The organism is Mycobacterium sp. 852013-50091_SCH5140682 (genome assembly GCF_001665685.1).
In the GTDB taxonomy this organism is placed as follows: Bacteria; Actinomycetota; Actinomycetes; order Mycobacteriales; family Mycobacteriaceae; genus Mycobacterium.
Window position 1 is genome coordinate 1 of sequence record NZ_LZTB01000095.1, and the last position, 23,560, is coordinate 23,560.

25 protein-coding genes are annotated in these 23,560 nt (G+C 67.5%); 12 read left to right on the top strand and 13 right to left on the bottom strand.

All coding sequences use genetic code 11. From position 1 onward, the window contains the following. On the top strand, window positions 1-390 hold a 390-nt coding region (locus tag A5784_RS23800), incomplete at its 5' end, for a DUF4190 domain-containing protein (protein ID WP_156750739.1). 1 nt (window position 391) lies between these two features. Next, on the top strand, window positions 392-856 hold the full coding sequence (locus tag A5784_RS23805; protein ID WP_232006228.1) for a DUF4190 domain-containing protein: 465 nt from the start codon (window positions 392-394) through the stop codon (window positions 854-856). On the opposite strand, the gene A5784_RS23810 is transcribed toward A5784_RS23805, so the two are convergent. After that, window positions 857-1,813, bottom strand: a complete 957-nt coding sequence (locus tag A5784_RS23810) for an HpcH/HpaI aldolase/citrate lyase family protein (RefSeq protein ID WP_156750740.1) — start codon at window positions 1,811-1,813, stop codon at window positions 857-859. 25 nt (window positions 1,814-1,838) lie between these two features. Here A5784_RS23810 and A5784_RS23815 point away from each other — a divergent pair, with 25 nt between their 5' ends. From A5784_RS23815 to A5784_RS23830, 4 genes are all read left to right on the top strand, one after another. Then, window positions 1,839-3,125: a magnesium transporter MgtE N-terminal domain-containing protein gene (locus A5784_RS23815; protein WP_064947346.1), complete on the top strand. Its 1,287-nt coding sequence runs from the start codon at window positions 1,839-1,841 to the stop codon at window positions 3,123-3,125. Continuing rightward, window positions 3,122-3,706 (top strand): DUF1003 domain-containing protein, encoded by a 585-nt coding sequence (locus A5784_RS23820; RefSeq protein WP_064947347.1) that lies wholly within the window; start codon window positions 3,122-3,124, stop codon window positions 3,704-3,706. Before A5784_RS23815 ends, A5784_RS23820 begins: the two co-directional genes overlap by 4 nt. Before the next feature lie 187 nt (window positions 3,707-3,893). Beyond that, the gene (locus A5784_RS23825; RefSeq protein WP_064947348.1) at window positions 3,894-5,105 is read left to right on the top strand and encodes a lytic transglycosylase domain-containing protein; all 1,212 of its coding nucleotides are present in this window, start codon (window positions 3,894-3,896) and stop codon (window positions 5,103-5,105) included. A 44-nt stretch (window positions 5,106-5,149) separates the two neighbouring features. Further along, window positions 5,150-6,292: an Mrp/NBP35 family ATP-binding protein gene (locus A5784_RS23830; RefSeq protein WP_064947349.1), complete on the top strand. Its 1,143-nt coding sequence runs from the start codon at window positions 5,150-5,152 to the stop codon at window positions 6,290-6,292. Window positions 6,293-7,228: 936 nt separating this feature from the next. Here the strand turns inward: A5784_RS23830 and tatB are convergent. The 4 genes from tatB to sigE form a co-directional block, all read right to left on the bottom strand. After that, complete coding sequence (gene tatB / locus A5784_RS23835; RefSeq protein ID WP_064947350.1) at window positions 7,229-7,630, bottom strand: Sec-independent protein translocase protein TatB; 402 nt, start codon at window positions 7,628-7,630, stop codon at window positions 7,229-7,231. Between the two features lie 3 nt (window positions 7,631-7,633). Further along, window positions 7,634-9,127: a serine protease HtrA gene (gene htrA, locus A5784_RS23840; protein ID WP_064947351.1), complete on the bottom strand. Its 1,494-nt coding sequence runs from the start codon at window positions 9,125-9,127 to the stop codon at window positions 7,634-7,636. 79 nt (window positions 9,128-9,206) lie between these two features. Next, a complete protein-coding gene (gene rseA, locus A5784_RS23845; protein WP_064947352.1) occupies window positions 9,207-9,605 on the bottom strand; it encodes an anti-sigma E factor RseA in 399 nt (132 codons plus the stop codon). Between the two features lie 78 nt (window positions 9,606-9,683). Further along, on the bottom strand, window positions 9,684-10,448 hold the full coding sequence (gene sigE / locus A5784_RS23850) for an RNA polymerase sigma factor SigE (protein WP_064947353.1): 765 nt from the start codon (window positions 10,446-10,448) through the stop codon (window positions 9,684-9,686). A gap of 175 nt (window positions 10,449-10,623) precedes the next feature. On the opposite strand from sigE, the gene A5784_RS23855 reads away from it, so the two are divergent. The 5 genes from A5784_RS23855 (at window position 10,624) to A5784_RS23875 (ending at window position 15,299) form a co-directional block, all read left to right on the top strand. Further along, window positions 10,624-11,289 (top strand): O-methyltransferase, encoded by a 666-nt coding sequence (locus A5784_RS23855; protein ID WP_064947411.1) that lies wholly within the window; start codon window positions 10,624-10,626, stop codon window positions 11,287-11,289. A 147-nt stretch (window positions 11,290-11,436) separates the two neighbouring features. After that, window positions 11,437-12,117, top strand: coding sequence for a TetR/AcrR family transcriptional regulator (locus A5784_RS23860; RefSeq protein WP_064947354.1), 681 nt, complete (start codon window positions 11,437-11,439; stop codon window positions 12,115-12,117). 2 nt (window positions 12,118-12,119) lie between these two features. Next, window positions 12,120-13,016, top strand: coding sequence for an ABC transporter ATP-binding protein (locus tag A5784_RS23865; protein ID WP_064947355.1), 897 nt, complete (start codon window positions 12,120-12,122; stop codon window positions 13,014-13,016). Then, window positions 13,013-14,608 (top strand): ABC transporter permease, encoded by a 1,596-nt coding sequence (locus A5784_RS23870; protein ID WP_064947356.1) that lies wholly within the window; start codon window positions 13,013-13,015, stop codon window positions 14,606-14,608. Before A5784_RS23865 ends, A5784_RS23870 begins: the two co-directional genes overlap by 4 nt. Window positions 14,609-14,621: 13 nt before the next feature. Next, window positions 14,622-15,299 (top strand): methyltransferase family protein, encoded by a 678-nt coding sequence (locus A5784_RS23875; protein WP_064947357.1) that lies wholly within the window; start codon window positions 14,622-14,624, stop codon window positions 15,297-15,299. Between the two features lie 6 nt (window positions 15,300-15,305). Here A5784_RS23875 and glgC read toward each other — a convergent pair whose 3' ends face one another. Continuing rightward, window positions 15,306-16,520 carry a glucose-1-phosphate adenylyltransferase gene (gene glgC / locus A5784_RS23880; protein ID WP_064947358.1) on the bottom strand — a complete coding sequence of 405 codons (1,215 nt, stop codon included), beginning with the start codon at window positions 16,518-16,520 and terminating at the stop codon, window positions 15,306-15,308. 157 nt (window positions 16,521-16,677) lie between these two features. Here glgC and glgA point away from each other — a divergent pair, with 157 nt between their 5' ends. Beyond that, a complete protein-coding gene (glgA, locus tag A5784_RS23885) occupies window positions 16,678-17,868 on the top strand; it encodes a glycogen synthase (protein ID WP_156750742.1) in 1,191 nt (396 codons plus the stop codon). A gap of 49 nt (window positions 17,869-17,917) precedes the next feature. On the opposite strand, the gene A5784_RS23890 is transcribed toward glgA, so the two are convergent. From A5784_RS23890 to log, 7 genes are all read right to left on the bottom strand, one after another. Then, window positions 17,918-18,085: a DUF3117 domain-containing protein gene (locus A5784_RS23890; protein ID WP_003406247.1), complete on the bottom strand. Its 168-nt coding sequence runs from the start codon at window positions 18,083-18,085 to the stop codon at window positions 17,918-17,920. Window positions 18,086-18,255: 170 nt separating this feature from the next. After that, a complete protein-coding gene (locus tag A5784_RS23895; RefSeq protein WP_064947359.1) occupies window positions 18,256-18,825 on the bottom strand; it encodes a DNA-3-methyladenine glycosylase I in 570 nt (189 codons plus the stop codon). After that, window positions 18,822-19,190 carry a DivIVA domain-containing protein gene (locus A5784_RS23900; RefSeq protein ID WP_064947360.1) on the bottom strand — a complete coding sequence of 123 codons (369 nt, stop codon included), beginning with the start codon at window positions 19,188-19,190 and terminating at the stop codon, window positions 18,822-18,824. The genes A5784_RS23895 and A5784_RS23900 overlap by 4 nt, the downstream gene beginning before the upstream one ends. A 41-nt stretch (window positions 19,191-19,231) precedes the next feature. Further along, complete coding sequence (locus tag A5784_RS23905) at window positions 19,232-20,182, bottom strand: glucosyl-3-phosphoglycerate synthase (RefSeq protein WP_064947361.1); 951 nt, start codon at window positions 20,180-20,182, stop codon at window positions 19,232-19,234. After that, window positions 20,179-21,003 (bottom strand): dihydropteroate synthase, encoded by an 825-nt coding sequence (folP, locus tag A5784_RS23910; RefSeq protein ID WP_064947413.1) that lies wholly within the window; start codon window positions 21,001-21,003, stop codon window positions 20,179-20,181. Before folP ends, A5784_RS23905 begins: the two co-directional genes overlap by 4 nt. Before the next feature lie 104 nt (window positions 21,004-21,107). Then, complete coding sequence (gene fadD6, locus A5784_RS23915) at window positions 21,108-22,886, bottom strand: long-chain-acyl-CoA synthetase FadD6 (protein ID WP_064947362.1); 1,779 nt, start codon at window positions 22,884-22,886, stop codon at window positions 21,108-21,110. 101 nt (window positions 22,887-22,987) lie between these two features. Then, entirely contained in the window at window positions 22,988-23,548 is a 561-nt protein-coding gene (gene log / locus A5784_RS23920; protein ID WP_064947414.1) for a cytokinin riboside 5'-monophosphate phosphoribohydrolase, read from the bottom strand. Window positions 23,549-23,560 lie beyond the last annotated feature (12 nt).

The window sequence follows — 23,560 nt, forward strand, 5'->3', positions numbered from 1 at the left end:
CCCTACGGCGGTGCACCCGGTTATCCGCCACCGCCGGGCTATCCGCAGGCTGCCCCGTACGGCGCACCGGGATATCCCGGGCCCGACGGGTATCCGGTGGGTGGCTACGGAGGGCCGGCACCCGGCACCAACAACCCGTTGGCCATCGGGTCTCTGGTCGCCTCGGTGCTCTCGGTGCCGCTGATGTTCCTCTGCTTCAGCGGATTCGCGGCGTCGATCGCAGGCATCGTGATGGGCATCATCGCGCTCAACCAGATCAAGCAGTCCGGCCAGGGCGGTCGCGGTATGGCCATCGCAGGGATCGTGGTCGGCGTGGCGGTACCGCTGCTGGCCATCGTGGTGTTCATCATCGTCCTCGCGGCGTCGCCGAGTTCGACGTCGACCTACTGACGTGACCAACCAGCCAGATCCGTCGTTCGGCGGCAGGGAGTATCCGCCCATTGAGCACTCGCGGTCGACGGATCCGCTTGCGCCGGTGGACTATCCGGCCGATGCGGGGCTGCCACCGCCGCTGTATCCGACGCCGCCGCCCGGGCCGGTCGGCTATCCGCAGCCCTATCCGGCGGCGTACCCCGGATATCCGACGTACCCGTCATACGGCTACCCGCCGCATCGCGGCACGAGCGGTATGGCGATCGGCGCGCTGGTCTGTTCGGCCTTAGGCCTGGTGGTCTGCCTGCCTGCGCCCATCGGCGTGATCCTGGGCATCATGGCCATGCGCGAGACCAAGCGCACGGGCCAGGAAGGCTACGGGTTGGCGTTGGCCGCCGTCATCATCGGTGCGCTGATCACGGCGGGCATCGTGCTGTACGTCCTGTTCATGATCGTGATGGTCGCCATCAGCGGCACCCACTGATCAGCGCGGTGGCTCGAAACGCGCGCCGTGGCGCGTCATCCCGGCCGCCCGGCCCTTGCCTGCGACCACGAGCGCCATCTTGCGGCTGGCTTCGTCGATCATCTCGTCGCCGAGCATCACCGCTCCCCTGGCGCCGCCCGCCCCTGAGGTGTGCCAGTCGTAGGCCTCCAGGATCAGTTCGGCGTGATCGTAATCAGCCTGACGCGGGCTGAATATCTCGTTTCCCGCGACGATCTGGTCGGGATGCAGTACCCATTTGCCGTCGTAGCCCAGCGCCGCCGACCGGCCTGCCACGCGCCGGAACCCGTCGACGTCGCGGACCTTCACGTACGGCCCGTCGATCGCGTTGATGCCCCGGGCCCGCGCGGCGATAAGGATCCGCATCAGCACGTGGTGATGCGCGTCGCCGATGTCGTAGCCCTCGGGCTGCCCGCCGACCTCCAGCGTGCGCATGTTGAGACTGGCCGCCATGTCACCGGGGCCCAACACCAGGGCCTGCACCCGCGGCGCCGCGGCGATGGCGTCGATGTTGGTCAGTCCCTGCGCGTTCTCGATCTGCGCCTCGATGCCGATGCGGCCCACCGGCAGGCGGTGCGTCGTCTCCAACTGGGTGAGCAGCAGATCGAGGGCCTGGACGTGCGCCACCTCGGTCACCTTGGGCAGCACGATCAGATCCAGTGCGGCCCCCGCGGCCGATACCACCTCGATCACGTCGGCATGGGTCCACGGTGTCGTCCAGTCGTTGACCCGAATACCGCGCAGCTGCCCAGCCCAGCCGTCGGAGGACAACGCCGCGGCCACCTGGGCGCGCGCCTGCGCCTTGGCGTCGGGCGCGACAGCGTCTTCCAGGTCCAGGAACACCTCGTCGGCAGGCAGGGTTTTGGCCTTCTCGATCATCTTCGCGCTGCTGCCGGGAACCGACAGACAGGTTCGACGGGGCCGATACAGGTTGTCCACGACCACACTCTCTACCCTTTGACTCATGGCGGCGGTGAACAGGGTCTACGCAGCCCGGCTGGTGGGGATGGTCGTGCTGGGCCCCGACGGGGAGTCCATCGGCCGCGTCCGCGATGTGGTGATCAGCATCAGTATCGTGCGCCAGCAGCCAAGGGTGCTCGGCCTGGTGGTCGAATTGCTCACGCGGCGAAGGATTTTCGTCCCCATTCTGAGGGTGACCGCGATCGAACCCGGCTCGGTGACGCTGGCGACGGGCAGTGTGTCGCTGCGCCGTTTCGCCCAGCGGCCCGGCGAGGTTCTGGTGCTGGGCCAGGTGGTGGAGACCCGGGTCCGAGTCGACGATCCCGACCTGCCGCAGCTTGCCGGTATCGACGTCGTGGTAACCGATCTCGGCATCGAGCAGACCCGGACCAGGGACTGGGTGGTCACGCGGGTCGCGGTGCGCCCGCAGCGCAGGCTCGGCCGCCGCAGCAACATCCACGTGGTCGACTGGCAGAACGTGCAGGGGTTGACCCCGTCCGGCCTGGCGATGCCCGATCAGGGCGTGGCGTCGCTGCTGGAGCAGTTCGAGGGCCAGCGGCCCGTGGAGGTCGCCGAGGCGCTGCGCGAGCTGCCTGCCAAGCGCCGCTACGAGTTGTTCCGCGCACTCGACGACGAGCGCCTGGCCGATGTGCTGCAGGAGCTGCCCGAGGACGAGCAGGCCGAGGCGCTGCAGCAGCTCAACACCGAACGCGCTGCCGACGTGCTCGAGGCGATGGATCCCGACGACGCCGCGGACCTGCTCGGCACGTTGACGCCCGCCGACGCCGAGGTGCTGCTGGGCCGCATGGACCCGGAGGACTCCGAGGACGTGCGACGGCTGCTGTCGCACTCGCCGGACACCGCCGGTGGTCTGATGACCTCAGAGCCCGTGGTGCTGGCCCCTGACACCACCGTGGCCGAGGCGCTGGCCCGGGTACGCGATCCGGACCTGACGCCCGCGCTGGCGTCGCTGGCGTTCGTCGCCCGCGCACCAACGGCCACCCCGACCGGCCAGTACCTGGGCTGCGTGCATCTGCAGCGGCTGCTGCGTGAGCCGCCCGCGGCACTGGTCAGCGGCATCGTCGACACCGACCTGCCCAATCTGGGTCCCGGGGATTCGCTGGCCGCGGTCACCCGGTACTTCGCCGCGTACAACCTGGTCTGCGGCCCAGTCGTCGACGAGGAGAACCACTTGCTGGGCGCGGTATCGGTCGACGACCTGCTCGACCACCTACTCCCCGACGACTGGCGTGAGCGCGAAGAGCCTGCGCTGCCGGTGGCGGGCTCATGAGCGATCTGTCGGCGCGTCAGCGGCTCGACACTCCTCGCACCACGCGCGGCTTGGGGCTGCACGTCGACGTCGAGGCGGTGGGCCGGTTCAGCGAATCCATCGCCCGGTTTCTGGGTACCGGGCGTTATCTGGCCATCCAGACGATCATCGTCATCGTCTGGATCGCACTGAACCTGGTCTCCATCAAGCTGCAGTGGGACCCGTACCCGTTCATCCTGCTCAACCTGGCGTTCTCGACGCAGGCGGCCTACGCGGCCCCGCTGATCCTGCTGGCACAGAACCGGCAGGAGAACCGCGACCGCGTGGCCCTTGAAGAGGACCGCAGGCGCGCCGAGCAAACCAAGGCCGATACCGAGTATCTGGCGCGGGAACTGGCCGCGCTGCGGCTCGCGGTCGGCGAAGTCGCCACCCGCGACTATCTGCGCCGCGAATTGGAAGAACTCCACGAGGTGATCAGTGGATTGCAGAAACGCACGAAACGCGGGGGACGGTCCGGCAAAGGCGATGACTCCGAGCGCACCGCGAAAGCCAGTGACGCCGACGTCAGTGAACCATTGTCGCAACAAGAGCAATCAGATTAGTTATGGTGACTTGGTTCACACGCTTTTTGTCGGCCGAAAACGACGTCAGGACGGTTAAGTGCGCGTAGGGGGAGGTGCGGCTTTCGTAGTCGCCGCTCGACGCCGACTTGGTCGGCTCGCCCATGCGAAAAACTATTCTGCTCCTCACGTCCGCGAGAACCTTTCTGCTCCTCACGTCCGCGAGATCTTGTCCGGCCCCCGCGGGCGCGGAATTCTCGGCGTTGCGGCGCTCTCCCCCATCATTCTGGCCGGTGCCGTCGGGGCGTCCGGGCCGGTACCCGCCAGCAACGTCAGCGACGCCGCGGTCATGCCGCTGGCCGCCGTCGAACCCTCGGTCGATCAAACCGGGCCCGCGGTGGTCGCCGCGGCGAAAGTGCCGACCATGTTCCACATCGCCACCGCGACGGTGACGGCTCCCCCACCCGCGATGATTGTGAATTCCCCAGGGACCCTTGGCATTCCGTCCATCGCACTGGCCGCCTATCGCAACGCCGAGCGGATGATGGCGGCGGCCGCCCCCGGCTGCGGCATCAGCTGGAACCTGCTCGCAGGCATCGGCCGGATCGAATCCGGGCACGCCAACGGCGGCGCCACGGATGTCCGCGGAACAGCGGTACGTCCGATCTACGGGCCTGCACTGGACGGCACCCTGCCTGGCAACGAGGTGATCGTGCAGAGCGCCCAGGCCGGGCGGGTCACCTACGCCAGGGCCATGGGGCCGATGCAGTTCCTGCCCGGAACCTGGGCCCGGTACGCCTCCGACGGGGACGGCGACGCCAAGGCCGACGTCCAGAACGTCTTCGACGCGTCGCTTGCCGCCGCACGGTATCTGTGCTCGGGCGGGCTCAACCTGCGGGATTCCTCTCAGGTGATGACGGCGATCCTGCGCTACAACAACTCCGTCGCCTATGCCCAGAACGTCATGGGCTGGGCAGCGGCGTATGCGACCGGCGTCGTGCCTGTCAATCTGCCCCCGATCACCGGATCCATCCCACCCATCGGCGATGCGCATCTGGACAACCCCGAAGGACTCGGACCCGGTTTGCCCATCAATGCCACCGGCCTGCCGCCCGGTGACCCGATGGCGCTCATCCCGGTGCTTGGCGGCGGTGACGCCGCAGCCCAGCTGACCGGCGCGAACGTGCCGGGATTCGCGCCGGGACAGGTGCTCGGGCCGCTGCCCGGGCCCGCACAGGCCATGCCGTCGCCGACGCCGCCGGCCGCGCCGCCGCCATGGACACCGCCTTGGGAGCAGCCACCGCCACCGCCCACCTGCGTGGTGTTCTGCCTCAGTGACGCGCCGCCCGCCGCCCCGGCCCCTGTCCCGGGGCCCGCGCCCGGCCCGGTACCAGGGCCCGTGCTCGGCCCCGCACCGGGGCCTGCGCCCGGCCCGGCCTGACGCCGCGACCAGCTCAATCAGACGCAGCCGTAGAATCTGCGGTGATGTCCGAATCTGCCACTGAGCTGCCCGCCGCAGTTCGCGCCGCCTTGACCAAAGTGATCGATCCCGAACTCCGGAGACCGATCACCGATCTCGGCATGGTCAAGAACATCACGATCGAACCCGATAGCGGGGTACACGTCGAGATCTACCTGACCACTGCGGCTTGCCCGAAGAAGAACGAGATCGCCGATCTGGTGTCCAAGGCCGTCACCGACGTGCCCGGGACCGGCGCGGTCAAGGTGAGCCTCGACGTGATGAACGACGAGCAGCGCGCCGAACTGCGCAAGCAGCTCCGCGGTGATTCCCGCGAGCCGGTGATCCCGTTCGCCCAGTCGGGTTCGCTGACGCGGGTGTACGCCGTGGCGTCCGGCAAGGGTGGCGTCGGCAAGTCCAGCGTGACCGTGAACCTGGCCGCGGCGCTGGCTGCGCGCGGCCTGTCCGTCGGCCTGCTCGACGCCGACATCTACGGGCACTCGGTGCCGCGGATGATGGGCACGGCCGACCGGCCCACCCAGGTCGACTCGATGATCCTGCCGCCCGTCGCCCACGACGTGAAGGTCATCTCGATCGCGATGTTCACCCAGGGCAACACGCCCGTGGTGTGGCGCGGCCCCATGCTGCACCGCGCACTGCAGCAGTTCCTGGCCGACGTGTACTGGGGCGATCTCGACGTGCTGCTGCTCGATCTGCCGCCGGGCACCGGTGACGTCGCGATCTCGGTGGCGCAGCTGATCCCGGGTGCGGAGATTCTCGTGGTGACCACCCCGCAGGCCGCCGCCGCCGAGGTCGCCGAGCGCGCGGGCGCCATCGCGGTGCAGACGCGGCAGCGCATCGCCGGCGTCGTGGAGAACATGTCCGGCATGGTGCTGCCCGACGGCACCACACTGCAGTTGTTCGGCGAAGGCGGCGGCCGTCAGGTGGCCGATTCGCTCACCCGTACCGTGGGCGCCGAGGTGCCGCTGCTGGGTCAGGTCCCGATCGATCCGGCGCTGGTGTCCGCGGGCGACGACGGCGTTCCGCTGGTGCTGTCCGCACCGGACTCACCGGCCGCTCAGGAGCTGAGCAAGGTCGCCGATGCGCTCTCCAGCCGCAAACGCGGGTTGGCGGGCATGTCGCTGGGCCTCGACCCGGCGGGCCGCTAGACCCTCCTTGCGCTTACGGCCGCGGTGACGGGGCCGTCAATGGCATTATTAGCCTCTACTCTCCCTCGCGATGTGAGCGGGATCGAGGCGCCATGGATACCGACCAGGTCGTACGCATTGCGCTGACGGTGCTGACCCCGGTTCTCACCGCGGGAATCGGCATCGTCGCGCTGATGATCGGAGACTGGCGCGAGCGCCGCACCCAGGCCGGGAGCCGCAAACTGGCGTTCGACGATGCCAGCAGGCAGATAGCGTTCGCCTCCGAGTGGTGGAACGCCACCAAGCTCGTCACCGACTCCCCCGAAGCCCACCGGCGAGCCGCCGAGCAAGCGCAGAGCTGGCTCGACGAGGCTTCCACGCTCGTCGCCAAGTCCGAACCGCCGCCGGTTGAGCAGAAGCCGGCGATCACGCTGCGTCGACTCCTCCTCGCCTATCCGATGCACCGCCGCGCGGCGCGGACCCTTCGGGCCTTCTACTGGTTCTGCCTCGGCATGGTTGTTCAGAACGTCAGTTCGGGGCTGGGTTCCGCATTCGGGCGGCCCGACACGCTCGGCATCCCCAATTACTTCTCCGGCGGGGCTGTCTACAACGACATCGCCGCCGTCGCGATCATGACGGCATCGGCGATGGCCTTTCGCTTCGGGTCGGTGCACGTCGAGAACTCCAACGCCGCGGTCAGCGACCGAAAGCTGACGTTTCGCCGGGCCCTGCTGTTGTACCGGTTCCAGCGCTGGACGGCTGTGATCGCCCGCATCGTCTTCTACTTCTTTGTCGTGTTGGCCATCGCGAGCGCCGCAGACGCGGCGGTGACCGCCTACAACGACCCGCGACTGATCCCGGCCAATCTCCTGGCCGTGGCCGTAGTCGCGGGTTGGACAGTGGGCGTGCGGTACTGGGTGGTTTCGCTCGACGAACGCGGCGCCGACGCGTCGGCGCTCAGGTGGCGTCCGGGTCGAACACCGTCCCGGACGGCTTCTGCTGCGGCGGCGTCGGCGGCGGGGTCACCGTCGGCGGCTGCTGTGCCAGCTCCTGTGCCTGCTTCTCGTCGAATTTCCCCGTGAGGAACGAGTCGTCGCCCTCGAGCAGATGCTTGGTGATGGCCGCACGCGGCGTCATGCCCCGCAGCTTCTGCAGTTCGGCGAGCGGCTCGCGCAAGTCTTCGAACTCCGGGCCCAGATCTTCCCGCAGCTGGCTGGTGGCGCCGCTGACATAGTCACGGGCCTGGCGCAGCGCACTCGAAGTCCAGCGGATCGCACCGGGTAGCCGCTCCGGGCCGAGGATCACCAGGCCGGCGACCACCAGCACGAGCATCTCGCCCCACCCGATGTTGGCGAACACGACTTACTGCTTTTTTTGGTCGTCGCCGATGGGCGTGATCATCAGGGTCAGCGGACGACCTTCGCGGACCACCTCGATGGGAACTTCCTGACCGACGTTGAGCTGCCGCACCGCGACCACGAACTCGTCACCGTCGGCCACCTTGCGGTCGCCGATCTTGACCACGACGTCGTTCTCCTGCAGTCCGGCCTTCTCGGCGGGGCTGCCCGGGCTCACGTCGCTGACCTTGGCGCCGGAAGCGACGCTGTTGCTCACCGACACGGCCGTCAACCCCAGCGACGGGTGCACGATCTTGCCGTCCTGGATGAGCTTCTCGGCCACCCGCTTGACCTCGTTGACCGGGATGGCGAAGCCCAGACCACTGGCGCTGTCCGACAACGACTTTCCCGCGGTGTTGATGCCGATGACCTCGGAGTCCATGTTGATCAGCGGCCCACCGGAGTTGCCGTGGTTGATCGACGCGTCGGTCTGTACGCCGTCGATCACGGTGTCGGTGTCAGAGCCTTCGCCGGACAACGGCACGGGACGGTGCAGCGCGCTGATGATGCCGTGCGTGACGGTGCTGCGCAGGCCGAGCGGGGCACCCGCGGCGATCACTTCCTGACCGACCTGCAGCTTCTCCGAATCGCCCATGCGGGCCACGGTGAGGTGGTCGACGTTGTCGACTTTGAGCACGGCGACATCCGTCTTGGGATCGCGGCCGATCAAGCGGGCCGGGACGACGGTGCCGTCGTTGAACACCACGCTGAGCTGGTAATCGGCAGGCTTGGCGGCGGCGTCCGAGATGACGTGGTTGTTGGTGACGATGAAGCCGGACTTGTCGATCACGACGCCCGAGCCCTGCGAGCCCTCGGTCTTGCCCTTGGCCTCGATGGTGACGACAGAATCGGCCACGGCGGCGGCGACGGTCGCGAACCGGCCCGCGGGCTGCTCCGGGTTGTTGCCGGTCTCCAGTGTCACCTTCGACGTGGTGAACGCCTGCACGGTCTCGGCCGTCATGCGGCCCACTACGCCGCCGAACACGCCGACCAGCAGGGCGATCAGCCCCAGCGTGACCAATGCGAGTACGGAGACCCTGCGGCCGAACAACACATCACGCAGACCCAGCTTGGTGACCGGTTCGGTGCTGACCGGGTGCGGCGTCGGCGGGCGGGCCGGCGTGCCCAACGCAACCGCAGCAGCCGGATCTCGCCAGGGGTCGGCGACCTCGTCCTCGCCGTCACCGTCCCGCTCGGCGGCCAGAGCGCCTGCGTCGGCGGGGTGACGCTGCAGCGAGTACTCGCCGGTGCGCCCGAACGCCTCGGCCAACACCGGATCCGGGGCCTGGTCCTTGGGCGTGTACTCGCCCTGGTCCGCATATTTATCGGCGCCGAGGAACGATCCGTCGACGCCGGCCGGCCGCCCGAATGCACGTTGCGATGCCGGGTCGACGGGTGGCCGCTGAACAGCACGGGGCGCCAAGCGGTCGTTCTCGCCGGGCTGATCCTGGTCGGTCAACGGTGTATCACTCTCTGATCGGAGCGCCCGCTGCGGCCAGATAGCCTGCGCGGGACACTAGCTCGCGTGTTGCTCTAGCCTACCGGCGCTTACGCCGGGCCCGATTCGGGTCGTCAGCAAACTCGCCCTGGTTCGGCCATTCGGGACCCTGATGCGGCGCATGGTGCGGTATCTGCGACAACATGCCCAGCAAGGTGTGGGGAATGGAGATCGGGCACGAGTCCCGCAATGCCGCGCGGGCCTGCCCCTGAGCGTCGACCTCGGCCGCGCAATCGGGACACAGCGAAAGATGGTGCGCGGCCCGCAGGTGCGCGGTCATCCGCAGTTCGCCGTCCACGAAGGCCGCGATGGCCTCGGTCGACAGGTGCTCAGTGGAGCCGAACTGGCGTGGCGCACCCACCGGCGCATCGCTCTGCGAGGCAAATTGCGCAGGCAGCCAGGAGAATGCGCGACGGAACACGTGTCCCGGGTCGACCATCACCCAGCTCCTCTCGGGCACATTTGCATCTCATTAGTGAATGTAGCGCGGGACCCGGCCCGAGGCACTCATGACTGCTCAGGCGGACTGAGCGGTTTCCGGAGAGTGTTTGGCGAGATAGTCACGCAGCGCCTGCCGGCCGCGGTGAATACGGCTACGCACAGTGCCCAGTTTGACGTCGAGCGTCGCGCCGATCTCCTCGTAGGACAGACCCTCGATGTCGCACAACACCACGGCGGCACGGAACTCGGGAGCCAGCGAGTCCAGCGCGGCTTGGAGGTCGGCACCCAGCCGCGAGTCGTGGTAGATCTGCTCGGGGTTGGGGTCGTCGGCAGGCACGCGGTCGTAGTCCTCCGGCAGCGCTTCCATCCGGATGCGTCCGCGGCGTCGCACCATGTCCAGGAACAGGTTCGTGGTGATGCGGTGCAGCCAGCCCTCGAATGTGCCGGGCTGATAGTTCTGCAGGGACCGGAACACCCGGATGAACGTTTCCTGAGTCAGGTCCTCGGCGTCGTGCTGGTTGCCGGACAGGCGATAGGCCAGCCGGTACACCCGGTCGGCGTGTTGGCGGACCAATTCGTCCCAGGACGGCATGGCAGCCTGGTCGCCGGTCGCGTCGAAGACGGCGGTGCCGGTCAGTTCGTCGGACGGCTGAACCCACTCGCCGTCGGTGTACTGCTCCAGGTGGGACATGGTCACCGGGGCGGGTTGGGATGTGCTGATCGACTGAGATGCGATGGTCGTCGGTTCCTCCTGCTCACAGACCTCAAGAGAGCTAACACGCGGGCCAATGTCGTTATTCCAAATCCGCTCCACAGAGCGCGGGAGACGGCCGTGTTCCATGCGAGTTACCGTTCCCCATGCCGGTGAGGCGGGCATATGAGCAAACTTAACTTTCCCTGAGAATCCGAGCGATATGCGTCACAACCTGGGCAAATCGCCTGATTTCCGACCGGAATCGCTGCCCGGCGCGGGCGTGTCGCGACGGCCGCGGTGGCTACTGGCCTACGCTGCGGGCATGGTCAGCTCCGACGAGACTCAGGGTCAGGCGCACCCCAGCCACGCCGAGGCGATCGTGACGCACGCCGAACGGTCGATTTCCGAGGATTCGATCGTCGCCGCCGCCCGTGAACGTGCCGTCGACATCGGCGCCGGGGCCGTCACCCCGGCGGTCGGCGCGCTGTTGAGCGTGCTGGCCCGGCTGACCGGCGGCCGAGCCGTGGTCGAGGTGGGCACCGGCGCCGGGGTCAGCGGACTGTGGCTGCTGTCGGGCATGCGTGACGACGGTGTGCTCACCACGATCGACGTCGAGCCCGAGCATCTGCGGATCGCCAAGCAGGGATTCAGCGAGGCCGGCGTGAGCCCGGGCCGGACCCGGCTGATCAGCGGGCGCGCCCAGGATGTGCTGACCAGGCTCGCCGACGAGTCTTATGACCTGGTGTTCGTCGACGCCGACCCGGTCGACCAGCCGCAGTTCGTGACCGAAGGCGTCCGGCTGCTGCGTGCGGGCGGCGCCATCGTCGTGCACCGGGCCGCACTCGGCGGCCGTGCCGGCGACGCCACCGCACGCGACGCCGAGGTGACCGCGGTCCGCGAAGCCGCCCGGCTCATCGCCGAGGACGAACGGCTCACCCCGGTGCTCATCCCCCTCGGCGACGGCCTGCTCGCCGCCGTTCGCGACTAACTTTTTTCCGCCGAGCAGACGCTGCGGTACGCGACACGCCGCGTTTGGCGTACCGCCGTGACTGCTCGCGCATGTTTGGCGACTTTTACGGATTCCTGACGGGACACCCCTTGACGCCGCGCTGAACGCGTGTTTAGCGTACTAAACATGCGTTCAGCACAAGAAGATCGAACGACCACGGCGAGAATCCGCGACGCCGCGATCGACCAGTTCGGCCAACACGGCTTCAGTGTCGGCCTGCGCACCATCGCCGACGCCGCAGGCGTGAGTGCAGCCTTGGTGATCCACCACTTCGGCTCCAAAGACGGTCTGCGCAAGTCCTGCGATGCCTATGTGGCCGACGTCATCCGCGACGCCAAGTCGGAGTCGATGCAGACCACCGACCCCGCGAGGTGGCTTGCCCAGATGTCCGAGATCGAGTCGTTCGCGCCCCTGGTCGCCTACCTGGTGCGCAGCATGCAGGCCGGCAGCGAGCTGGCAAAGACGTTCTGGCTCAAGATGCTTGAGAATGCTGAGCAGTACCTCGACGAGGGCGTGCGCACCGGCGTGCTGAAGCCGAGCAGGGACCCCAAGGCCCGGGCCCGCTATCTGGCGATCTGCGGCGGCGGCGCGTTCCTGCTGTACATCCAGATGCACGAAAACCCAACGGATCTGCGCACAGTCCTGCACGACTACGGCGAGGAGATGGTGTTGCCCGCGCTCGAGATCTACACCAACGGCCTGATGGCCGATTCCACCATGTACGACGCGTTCCTGGCCCAGCGTGAAAAGGGCATCCCGTTCAGCGGCCCGGACGCAACTGCCGCAGCCCGCCCCGAAGGAGCGTGACCATGCCTGACGCAGCAATCGAAATTCACGGTCTGTCAAAGTCTTTCGGACGGACCAAGGCACTCGACGGACTCGACCTGAGTGTGGCACCAGGCTCCGTCACGGGCTTCCTCGGGCCCAACGGTGCAGGCAAGTCCACCACCATCCGGGTGCTGCTCGGCCTGCTGCGCGCCGACGGCGGAACCGTCCGCCTGCTCGGGGGCGACCCTTGGCACGACGCCGTCGCCCTGCATCGCAGGATCGCCTACGTGCCGGGCGATGTGACGTTGTGGCCGAATCTCACCGGCATGCAGGTCATCGATTTCCTGACGGGCCTGCGCGGCAACAACATCGACACCCACAGGCGCGATCAGCTCATCGAGCGCTTCGAGCTGGATCCGCACAAGAAGGCCAGGACCTACTCCAAGGGCAATCGGCAGAAAGTGGCAATCGTCGCGGCCTTCAGCACCAACGCCGAGCTCTACATTCTCGACGAGCCCACATCGGGGCTTGATCCGTTGATGGAGAAGGCTTTTCAGCAGTGCGTCAGCGAGGTGTCGTCCCGCGGCGCCGCGGTACTGCTGTCCAGCCATATTCTCGCCGAGGTGGAGAAGCTGTGCGACAGCGTGACCATCATCCGCGCAGGCCGCACCGTGCGGTCCGGCACGCTCAGCCAGCTGCGGCACCTCATGCAGACCACCGTGCAGGTACGCACCAGCACCGACGGCCAAGTGCTGCAGCGGATGCCGTTCGTACACGACTTCTCCATCGCCGACGGCCACTACCGCTTCTCGGTCGACCGCACCGACCTCGACCGGGCCATGGCAGAGCTGGCCGATCTCGGCATCAAGGACCTGTCGGTGACGCCGGCGTCGCTGGAAGATCTGTTCCTGCGCGAGTACCAGCGGGTGTCGTCATGACCACCGCCCCCGCGCTCGCGGCGCGGTCATCGTTCGCCGGTACCGCAGCGCTGCTGCGGCTGGCGGTCCGCCGCGACCGGGTGCGGCTCAGCGTCTGGATCGTCATTGTGACGATGATGATGGTCTACGCACCCACTGCCATCAAGTTGGCCTATCCCGAAGAGCAGCAACGCTTGTCGCGTGTGGAACTGCTCAAGACACCCGCGGGTACCATGCTCGGCGGTCCGATGTTCGGCCGCAACGAGACCGACCTCGGCGTGATGATGGCCAACGAGCTGATGCTCACCCTGATCATCGCCACCTCGATTCTGGCCATCTCCACGGTGATTCGCCACACCCGTGCCGAGGAGGAAAGCGGCGCGGCCGAACTCGTGCTGTCCTCGGTGGTCGGCAGGCACGCCCGCACCTTTGCCGCGCTGGCGTTGATCGGCGGGGTCAATGCCGTGCTGGCGGTCACCATGACCGTGGCGATGGCCTCGACCGGGTTCGCGGTCGTCGACACCGCCGCGATGTGTCTGGGCATCACCGCGGTCGCGATGGTGTTCGCCGCGGTCGCCGCCGTCACCGCGCAGCTGTGGCGGCAGGCCCGCACCGCCACCGGCGCCGCGATGGGCGCGTTGGCGCTGGCCGCACTGGTGCGCGGTGTCGGTGACGTCATCAACTCCTCCGGCAGCGCACTGAGCTGGTTCTCGCCGATCGCGTGGGCCCAGCAGATGCGGTCGTTCGTGGAGCTGCGCTGGTGGCCGCTGGCGATGCTCGTGGCGCTCGCGGTGGTGTTGATGCTGCTCGCAGCGGCGTTGGAGACCAGACGGCAATATGACGACGGCAATCTGCCGTCCACCGGCGAACGCGTGAATGCCCACCGAATTTCCGGACCCTTCCAGCTGCACCTGACGCTGCAGCGCGGTTCGACCATCGGTTGGGGCGTGGGGTTGTTCCTGGCCGGGCTGGCGTTCGGTTCGATGACGAAATCGCTGTTGGACGCGGCGCGCACCAACGAGCTGATCGCCCGGGTGCTCGACGCCCAGGGCAACGACGGGGTGTACACCACCATGACGCAGTTCTTGGCTGCCGCGACGTCGGCCTACGTGGTCTCGGCCGTTCTGCGGGTGTACAGCGACGAGCAGGCCGGCCTCGGTGAGCCGGTGCTGGCGGGCGCTACGTCGCGATGGCGCTGGCTGCTCGAGGCGGTGGCTGCGGCGGTGCTCGGCTCGGCGGTGCTGATGCTGCTGGCCGGCCTCGGTAATGGTTTGGGCGCGGGCGTGACACTCGGTGAGCCCGCCACCATCGCACGACTCACGTTGGCCGGACTGGGATTCGTGCCCGCGATGGCAGTGCTGGCCGGCGTCGCGGCTCTTGCGGTCGCCCTGCGGCGGCCCTGGATCGGTTGGCTGGCAGTCACTTTCGTCATCGTCGCGCTGTACCTCGGGGCGTTGCTGCGGCTCCCCCACTGGCTGTTGCAGCTCTCGCTCGTCGGCCAGACCACCATACCCAGCCACGTGCCGCTCACCGCGTTGGCGGTAATGCTTTGCGCCGCAGCAATATTGACGCTCATCGCCGGGTGGATCTACCGCAATCGCGACGCCGTGTAACAGGGAGGTCAGCATGCTCAAGCTCATCGTGCAAACCGCGGTGTCGGCCGTATTCGGTGTGGTGTTGTTGGGTTTCGCGTTGTTCGCGTCGGCAGGCACTCTCGACTACTGGCAGGCCTGGGTTTTCATCGCCGTGTTCGCGGTCGCCACCCTGGTTCCCAGTTTCTATCTGGCAGTCAAAGACCCGGCCGCGCTGCGACGCCGGATGCGCGGCGGACCGAAAGCCGAAACCAGGGCGGTGCAGAAGGTCGTCATCACCGTGAGCCTGATATCCGTGGTCGCCGTGCTGATCATCAGTGCGGTCGACCACCGCGAGGGTTGGTCGTACGTGCCCATCCCCGTGGTGATCCTCGGTGACGTGCTGGTGGTGGCCGGGCTCGCGCTGGCACAGGCCGTCGTCTTCCAGAACAGCTTCGCCGGAGCCAGCATCCGCGTGGAGTCCGAACAGCGGGTGGTGACCACCGGCGTGTACGGCGTTGTGCGTCATCCCATGTATGTCGGCACGGTGCTCTTCATGATCGGAATACCGTTGGCGCTGGGCTCCTATTGGGCGCTGCTGGCGGTCGCGGTGACCGTGCCGGCGCTGGCGGTGCGAATCACCGACGAGGAGAAGATGCTGCGCACCGAGCTCGACGGGTACACCGCCTACACCGAGAAGGTGCGCTACCGGCTGTTGCCGTACGTGTGGTGAGGCGGATCAGATCCAGATGCCCTTGCCGACGGCAACCACCCCGCCGGCACTGACCGAGAACCGCTCGCGGTCCTTTTCCAAGTCGACCCCGACCATTTCGCCTGGCCCGACGACGACGTTCTTGTCCAGGATCGCCTTACGCACCACGGCGCCGCGACCTACCCGGGTGCCGGGCATCAGCACGCTGCCCTCGACGATCGCGCCGTCGTCGATCACGACGTTGGACGACAGCACCGAATTGCGTACGGAGGCCGCGGAAACGATGCTGCCCGCGCCGACCACGGACTCCTGCGCCGAGCCGCCGTTGACGAATTTGGCAGGCGCCAGGTTCTCCGACTCGCCGCGGATCGGCCAGCGCTTGTTGTACAGGTTGAACACCGGGTGCACCGAGACCAGATCCATGTGCGCGTCGTAGAACGCATCCAGGGTGCCGACGTCGCGCCAGTAGCCGTGGTCACGTTCGGTGGCTCCGGGCACCTCGTTGTTGTTGAAGTCGTAGACCGCGGCCATACCGTCGGACACCAGCCGCGGGATGATGTCGCCACCCATGTCGTGGTCGGAGCCATCTTCGTCGGCGTCGGCCCGGATCGCGTCGATCAGCACCTTGGTGGTGAAGATGTAGTTGCCCATCGAAACGTAGGTCTGCTCAGGATCGTCGGGTGTGCCGGGCGGGTCCGCCGGCTTTTCGATGAAATTGCGGATGCGGCCCGTGTCGTCGGCGTCGATGCACCCGAACGCGCTGGCCTCCGCGCGCGGAACCCGGATGCCTGCGACCGTCGCACCCGCCCCGGTCTCGATGTGGAACTGCAGCATCTGCTCAGGATCCATGCGGTACACGTGGTCGGCGCCGAAGATGATGATGTAGTCCGGATCCGCGTCGTAGATCAGGTTCATCGACTGATAGATCGCGTCGGCCGATCCGGTGTACCAGCGCGGCCCGAGCCGCTGCTGTGCGGGCACCGGCGTGATGTACTCGCCGGCCAGACCGGACAACCTCCAGTTCTGGCTGATGTGGCGGTCCAGAGAATGCGATTTGTATTGCGTGAGAACGCAGATGCGCAGATAACGTGCGTTGACCAGATTCGACAGCACAAAGTCGATCAACCGGTATGCGCCGCCGAACGGAACCGCTGGTTTGGCCCGGTCCGCCGTCAACGGGTACAGCCGCTTGCCCTCTCCGCCGGCCAGAACAATGCCCAGCACGTGTGGCAGCTCCCTCATGCTGCAAACCTATCCGCAGGCACGCAGTGCTGCCAGCCATTGACACGATTGGTGGCCCCTGTCCACAACCCTTTTCGCATCGCGGCCATCAACATTCTCGGCACGAGGTTGCCCACAATCCTGCGCTACGGCGGGGCGGCCCATTACGGTTCCAGATATGCGGGTGGCCATGATGACTCGGGAGTATCCACCCGAGGTGTACGGCGGTGCGGGAGTTCATGTCACAGAGCTCGTCGCCCAGCTACGTCATTTGTGTGAGGTCGACGTGCACTGCATGGGCGCGCCGCGCGAGGGGGCCATCGTGGCGCAGCCCGACCCCGCGCTGACGGGCGCCAACGCGGCGCTGTCGACGCTGTCGGCTGATCTGAACATGGTCAACAGCGCTGCACAGGCCACGGTGGTGCACTCGCACACGTGGTACACGGGGATGGCAGGGCATCTCACCGCGCTGCTGTACGGCATTCCCCATGTCCTGACAGCACACTCACTGGAACCGATGCGGCCGTGGAAGGCCGAGCAGCTCGGCGGCGGCTACCGCATCTCGTCGTGGGTCGAACGGACCGCGGTCGAGGCGGCCGACGCTGTCATCGCGGTGAGTGCGGGCATGCGCGAGGACGTCCTGCGTACCTATCCCGGCTTGGATCCGGATCGAGTGCACGTGGTGCGCAACGGGATCGATACCGACGTGTGGTTCCCTGCGCACGCGAGGAGCGATTCAGGAGATGCGCACGCCACCGACGGTGAATCGGTGCTCGCCGACCTCGGCGTCGACCCGACCCGCCCCATCGTCGCGTTCGTGGGACGCATCACCCGCCAGAAGGGTGTGGCGCACCTGGTCGCCGCCGCGCACACCTTCAGCCCCGATGTGCAGCTGGTGTTGTGCGCGGGAGCTCCCGACACCCCCGAAATCGCCGCGGAGATCTCCGGCGCGGTAGCCGAGCTGGCTCGCGTCCGCACGGGCGTGTTCTGGGTGCAGGAAATGCTGCCCGCTCACAAGATCCGGGAAATTCTGTCCGCTGCAACGGTTTTTGTGTGCCCGTCGGTGTATGAGCCATTGGGCATCGTCAATCTGGAAGCCATGGCATGCTCGACGGCCGTGGTGGCCTCGGATGTCGGCGGAATCCCCGAGGTGGTCGCCGACGGTGAGACCGGACTACTTGTGCACTACGACGCGAGCGAACCGGGCGCCTTCGAGGCGGGACTGGCCGAAGCCGTCAACTCACTGGTGGCCGACCCTGATCGCGCCGCCGGGTACGGCGCGGCCGGACGCGAGCGATGCATCCGGGAATTCTCCTGGGCTCACATCGCCGAGCAGACAGTGGAGATCTACCGCAAAGTGGCGGGATAGAGATTCGGCGTGATCGCTTGCCGGTGGGCAATCGGTCACGCCGAATGCACTAGCTGGTGACGCCCTTGAGTTCGTCGCCGAGGGCGGCTGCCTCGTCCGGGGTCAGCTCGACGACCAGACGCCCGCCACCCTCGAGCGGTACTCGCATCACGATGCCTCGCCCCTCTTTGGTTGCTTCCAGTGGACCGTCGCCGGTCCGGGGCTTCATCGCCGCCATCGAGTGCTCCCTCCAAATGAGCCCGTCCACGTCGGTGGGCCGGGTCGGGGCCCGGCCCCGCCCACTCGTTGGCGGCACCCGGCACTGAACTGCTACTGAACTACCCCTATTCTTCCCTATCCGCGGCGATGGGTGTGCAAAGACCCGTCGGATGTCGGGCGGCGTGCCGTCTAGCGGGACGCCTGAACCCAACAGGACCTGATGTGGTCGTCCACCATTCCGGTGGCCTGCATCAATGCGTAGGCGGTCGTGGGGCCGACGAATTTGAAGCCGCGCCGCTTGAGTTCCTTGGCCATCGCCGTCGACTCCGGGGTTACCGCGGGCACTTCCGAGAGGTCCGCGGGTCGCGGGCGCGGCGGCGGCGCGAACGACCACAGCAGTTCAGCCAGGTCGACATCCAGCTCGGTGACGGCCCTGGCATTGGCGATGGTGGCCAGGACCTTGGCGCGGTTGCGCACGATGCCCGTGTCGGCCATCAGCCGCTCGATGTCGGCGTCGCCGTACTCCGCGACTTTCTCGGGGTCGAAGTCGTCGAAGGCCCGGCGGAAGTTCTCGCGCTTACGCAGGATGGTCAGCCACGAGAGCCCGCTCTGGAACGCCTCGAGGCTGACCCGTTCGAACAATGCCACGGAGTCCCGCAGCGGGCGGCCCCACTCGGTGTCGTGGTAATCGCGGTACAGGGTCGAGCCCGCGGCACTGTCGACCGCCCAGCCACAGCGGGTGCGGCCGTCGTCGGTCACGTGTCGTCCGACGAGCGAATCTGGCCGGCCGTGGCCGACACCTCGGCGTCGTCGCGCTCGGCATCGTCGGGAACGCCGTAGGTCGCGCGCAGTGCGGCCAGCTCACCGCGCAACCCGTCGAGCTCCTGCCCCAGCCGATCCAGAACCCAGTCGACCTCGCTGGTTTTGTAGCCGCGCACCGTCTGGGCGAACCGGAGGGCATCCACGTCGGCGCTGGTGACGCCGGAGGCCGGCAGGACCGTAGCCGTCGTCCCCCGCGGCAGCGGCGGCAACGACTCGCCCCGGCCGAAGATCACACTGCCCACCCCGAACAGCACGGTGGCCACCAAGACCAGCACCACCAGGTACAGCAGAATCAATGTCACACCGTCGATACTGCCTCAACCGCCTGACAAGCGGTCAGCGGCTAGCGCGGACGCAGGGTGACCATGGGCGGCCGGTCGGCGAGTGAGACCGATGACGCGCGCGGTGTGAACCCGTCGCCGTCGGCGAAGAACTGCGTGAGCCCGACGCCAGAGTCGGCGATGCCGCAGCGGGACAGCAAGGTGGCGATCACCTGACGGCTCATCGAGGCCAGTTCGGTCAGCGGCCGGTTGCGGTGCACGCGCACCCCGAGGTTCACCTGAGCTATCGCGTCCATGCCGAGCCGGTCGTAGGTGTCGACCAGCAGGCCGATCTCCACGCCGTAACCGGGAGCGAACGGAACGGCCGTCAGCAGCTCGCGGGTGCCTGCGTACTCACCTCCGAGCGGCTGAAAGACACAGGTGAGCTCCGGTCGCAGCGAGGCGAGCAGCGGGCGCGCGACGAGCTCGGTGACCCGTCCGCCGCCGTTGGCGTCCTCGCTGCCGCTGATCTTGAGTGGCCGGCGGTAGAACCCCTTGACCAGGTGCACACCGTCGACCGTGAGCAACGGGCCCAGCAGCTTGGGCACGAACATGGGGTCGGGGTCGATCAGGTCGGAATCGACGAAGGCGATGATGTCGCCCGTGGTCGCGGCCAGCGAGCGCCACAGCACCTCGCCCTTGCCGGGTTGCGGCGCCACCTCGGGCAGTGCCACCTCCCGGCTGATCACCCGCGCACCGGCGGCCAGTGCGCGGATCTCGGTGTCATCGGTCGAGCCGGAATCGAGCACGATGAGCTCGTCGACCAGGCCGCCGAGCAGCGGGGTGATGGTCTCCACCACCGAGCCGACGGTTTCTTCCTCGTTGAGGGCAGGCAGCACCACTGAGACGGTGCGACCGGCCTTGGCCGCTTCCAACTCGGCGATGGTCCATGCCGGCCGGTTCCAGCTGCGGTCGGCCAGCCAGCGGTGTCCGGCGACGCCCTCGTTGACGGCCAGCTCGGGCATTAGGGTCATGCCAGTCCCCTCACTGTTCGTGCGGGTGCCCGCACTCCCTGGATCGACGCGACCATCTCGAGCACGCGCCGAGTGGGTCCGCACTCGTGCACCCGGAACATCGCGGCACCGTCCGCGGCGGCCAATGCCGTCGCAGCCAAGGTGCCCTCCAGGCGCTCGGTGACGTCCACACCCAGAGTCTCCCCGACAAAATCCTTATTGCTCAGGGCCATCAGGACCGGCCATCCGGTCTTAACAAGATCTTTTACGTGGCGCAACAAACTAAGACCGTGGTAAGTGTTTTTGCCGAAATCGTGGGTCGGATCGATGAGGATCCGGTCCCGCGGGACTCCGGCGGCCACCGCGTTCTCGGCCGCCGCGGTCACCTCCGCGATCACGTCGTCGACGACACCGCGTTCGGTGATGCCGTAGTTCACGCGAAACGGCCGGGTGCGCGGCACCGCCCCGCCCGTGTGCGAGCACACCAGACCCGCCCCGAACTCGGCGGCCACCTCGGGCAGCCCCGGGTCGGCGCCGGCCCAGGTGTCGTTGATCAGATCGGCACCGGCCGCGCAGGCCTGTTTGGCGACCGTCGAGCGCCAGGTGTCGACGCTGATCAGCTGGTCCGGGTAGGCGGCCCGCAACCATTCGATGAACGGCACGACACGGGCGGTCTCCTCGTCGGCGTCCACTGCATTGCCGGGACCCGCCTTGACCCCTCCGACGTCGATCACGTCGGCGCCCTCGGCGATCATGCGATGGACCGCGGACTTGGCGGCCTCGTCGGTGAAGGTGGCCCCACGGTCGTAGAACGAATCAGGGGTTCGGTTGACGATGGCCATGATCAGCGCGCGGTCACCGGCCACCGGACGACCACAGAAGGTCCGACCGGGGCTCGGTGACGACGTCAACACGCCATCCAGGCTAACGTCGTGCGATTTCGCGGCTACTTCGGTCGCTTGCCCGCCACCACTTCGTCCGGGTACTCGGCGTAGAACGGCACGTATCCCTCGTCGCGGCCGGCCAGCACATACACCGAGTCGGCGACCTCGTCGCCGTAGCCCTCTTTGCGCAGTTCCACCTTCTGACTCTTGAATGTCGAAGTGTGCGCCAGGCTGTCGACAACCCGGATGAACAGCGGCACCGCGTAGCTCGGCAGGTGGCCGTAGAACGCGTCGGCCAGCGCTTTGCCGTCGAACTCCTTGCCGTCCTTGAGCTGTACCGCGGCCATCCCGGCGCGGCCACCGGCACCCGGCACCTCGACGCCGAACACGGTGCACTCCTCGATCAGCGGACTGCTGGCGACGGCGGCCTCCACCTCGGTGGTGGCCACGTTCTCGCCCTTCCACCGGAACGTGTCGCCGAGCCGGTCGGCGAATGCGGCGTGCCCCAAGCCTTGCGAGCGCATCAGGTCGCCGGTGTTGAACCAGACGTCGCCGTCCTTGAACGCATTGCGGATCAGCTTCTTCTCGGTGGCTGATTTGTCGGTGTAGCCGTCGAACGGCTGGAAGTCGCTGACCTTGGACAGCAACAGGCCGGGTTCACCCGACTTGACCTTGTGCAGCCTGCCGTCGGATCCTCGGGCCGGTTCGCCGCTGTCGGGGTCGTACTCGACGAACGCCACCGGGCTCGGGCAGATGCCGGTCGACTTGGACACGTTGAACACGTTGACGAAGGCGGTGTTGCCTTCGCTGGCGCCGTAGAACTCGCAGACCCGCGGGATGCCGAAGCGCTGGGTGAACTCGTCCCAGATGGCCGGGCGCAGTCCGTTGCCGACGATCACCCGCACCTTGTGTGCCCGGTCGGTCGGCTTGGGCGGCTGATTGAGCAGATAGCCGCAGATCTCGCCGATGTAGACGAACGCAGTGGCCTCGTAGCCGATCACCTCGTCCCAGAACCGCGACGCCGAGAACGACTTGCCCAGCGCCAGCGCCGAGCCGGAGTTCAACACCGAACCGAGCGATACGGTCAGCGCGTTGTTGTGGTACAGCGGCAGGCAGCAGTACAAGGTGTCGTTGTTGCGCAGGCGCAATCCCAGGCCGCCGAACCCTCCCAGGGCACGCAGCCAGCGGTAGTGCGTCATGACGCTGGCCTTCGGCATGCCTGTGGTGCCGGAGGTGAAGATGTAGAACGCCTTGTCCTTGGCCAGCACGGCCGACGCGCTGGCCGGATTGCCGACGGGAGCGGTGGCGGCCAGCCGGTGCAACTCTTCGATGGTCATCAATCCGGTGGTGTCGGCACCACTTTCGACGATGGGGTCGATCAGGTCGGGCTCGGCGACGACGGCGGTCGCGGTCAGCAGGCCGATGCTGTGCGCCAGCACCTTGCCACGCTGGTGGTAGTTGAGCATCCCGGTGACCGCACCGCACTTCACGATCGCCAGCATGAGCAGTACGGCGTCGGGCGAGTTCCGCAGCATCACGCCGACCACGTCACCGTGCCCGACGCCGCGTGCGGCCAGCACCGCGGCGTAGCGGTTGACGGTCTCGTTGGCCTCGCGGTAGGTGATGCGCTCGTCGCCGAACTTGATGAACACGCGGTCGGCGTGCTGCGCGGCGCGGTCCTGGAAGACCTTGCCGATGGAGGTCTTCGCGGTCGGGCGGGCCAGAAATCCGGTGAGTACCCCGCGCACGATCACCGGAGCATCCATCAGCAGGCCGGGAACCTGGGTGGCGATGTCGAGCAGCCCGACGCTGCTGCGAGTCCCCGATTTCTGGTCGGTCATACGGTGAATCCCCTCCACATTGGCCCGTAGGTGTGGGCCTCACCTTAACCACGCAGGTGATCGGCGTTACCGCCGGTTCTACGTACCGATGAACCGCCCGGTCAGGGCTGCGGTGAGCAGGCCGCCAGTGCGGCGTCGACGTCGTCGACGACTACCAGCCGATCCAGCGCGCCCGGGGACACGTAGCCCGTTTCGACGAGGCCGTGCAGCCAGGTCAGCAGCCCGTCGTAATGCCCGAACGGGTCGAGCAACACCAGCGGCTTGTCATGCATCCCCAGGTAGCCCGCGGTCCAGGCCTCGAAGAACTCCTCGAGCGTGCCGATGCCGCCCGGCAGTGCGATGAAGGCGTCGGAGCGGTCCTCCATCTCCTTCTTACGTTCGCGCATGGTGTCGGTGACGATGAGTTCAGCGGCGTCGATGTCGGCAAGTTCGCGGTGCACGAGGGCCTTCGGGATCACTCCGACGGTGTGCCCGGCACCCGAGCGGGCGGCGCGGGCCACCGCGCCCATCGCCGAGACGTTCCCGCCGCCGGACACCAGCGTCCAGCCGCGCTTGGCGATCGCCAATCCCACCTGGCTGGCCAGCGCCAGCAACTCTGGGTGGGTGGGACCAGACGCGCAATACACACATACCGCCCATGGGCGGCCGACTTCACCGGACACGTACACAACGTA